This window comes from Stenotrophomonas sp. OVS01A, assembly GCF_019969775.1.
GTDB classification, from domain to species: domain Bacteria; phylum Pseudomonadota; class Gammaproteobacteria; order Xanthomonadales; family Xanthomonadaceae; genus Stenotrophomonas; species Stenotrophomonas indicatrix.
In genome coordinates this window covers 1-1436 of record NZ_JAHXYV010000012.1, presented here as the reverse complement: position 1 = coordinate 1436, position 1436 = coordinate 1, and the positions used below count along the sequence as shown (strand labels likewise).

The 1436-nt window shown below is 59.7% G+C and carries 1 protein-coding gene; it reads right to left on the bottom strand.

Annotation, left to right across the window (positions count from 1 at the left end; all coding sequences use genetic code 11):
* Nucleotides 1-36: 36 nt before the first annotated feature.
* Nucleotides 37-1388 (bottom strand): IS3 family transposase gene (locus LC407_RS20785; RefSeq protein ID WP_223483525.1). Its coding sequence is split into 2 segments (ribosomal slippage): nt 37-932 and nt 932-1388, totalling 1353 coding nucleotides; the frame shifts between segments, so codons are not numbered across the junction.
* Nucleotides 1389-1436: the final 48 nt, after the last annotated feature.

The window sequence follows — 1436 nt, the reverse complement described above, 5'->3', positions numbered from 1 at the left end:
GGTGAAGTGACCCCCTAAAGTTGGACAGTTGGGGGATCAGGCGGCCAGCGCGACCTGTTCCCGGTACTTTACCGGGCTCAGGCCCTTTAGTTTCAGTCGGATACGGTCTTCGTTGTAGTACCGGATGTACTCCGCCAGTCCGGCTTCCAGACTTTCGATGCTGTCAAAGCTGTTCAGGTAGAAGAATTCCGACTTCAGTGTCCCGAAGAAGCTCTCCATGGCCGCGTTGTCCAGGCAGTTGCCACGCCGGGACATGCTCTGTTTCAGCGAGTGCTTCGCGAGCTTGTGGCGGTAGTTTTCGTGCTGGTAATGCCAGCCCTGGTCAGAGTGGATCATCGGTCGATCTTCGGGCGAAAGCTTCTTGATCGCTTGGTCCAGCATCTCCCCCACCAGGTCGAACACCGGTCGGCGCTTCATCTGGTACGCCACGATTTCCCCGTTGTAGAGATCCATGATCGGCGAAAGATAGAGCTTCATGCCCTGCACCTTGAACTCGGTTACGTCGGTCACCCACTTCTGGTTGGGCGTCTGGGCCTCAAACTGGCGGCCCAGATCGTTGGAGACCACGACATTGGCCGCTCCCTTGAAGGCGCGGTAGCGCTTGATGCGTACCCGCGATTGCAGCCCCAGCTCGGCCATCAGCCGCTGCACCCGCTTGTGGTTGATGGCCTCGCCCTGATTGGCCAGTTCCAGCGTTATGCGACGGTAGCCGTAGCGCCCTTGGTTCTCATCGTAAATCGCGCGGATACGCCCACGCAGTTCCTCCTCGCCCTCATCTGGATGGGCCAAGGCGTTCACCTGGTAATAGAACGTGCTGCGTGACAGTTCGGCCGCCTCGAGCAAAAGCGGCAACGCATGGGCCTGCCTCAATCCTTGGACGGCTTGCGCTTTGCGCGCTGCGCCGCCTGCTCTTCCTGGATCAAGGCATCGAGCTTTTTTAGGTAGGCGGTCTCCGCACGCAGATAGGCCACTTCCTTGAGGAGCTCATCGCGGCTCATGTCCTCGGCGGGCTTGGACGAGCGGGTCTTTTTCATCGGTCTTGGTGGCGGTGGTGGAGGTGGTGCCAGCGCTTGAGCGCCAGCGCGAGCATACAACCGTTGCCATCGCCCCACCGCGCCGGCATCTCCAATCTGGAAGTGCGTGGTGGCCTCCCGTGCCGACATGCCCAGCTGGCCCATCTTTTCCAGGACATCCAGCTTGAACTGGAGATCATAGGATCGGGGTTTGCGCTGAAACCCTTGCCGGCCATGCAGCCGGTAGGTCGCTGCCCACCGCCTGACCGTGGAGAACTCCAGACCATGGCGGCGGGCAACCGCCTTGACCGATGTGGAGGTCTTGCAGGCCTCTTTGGCGACCTGCAATTTGAAACAAACCTCATATCTATTCATGTAACCCTCGGGGTTGGATCAGGTGTCCAACTCCAGGGGGTCACTTCA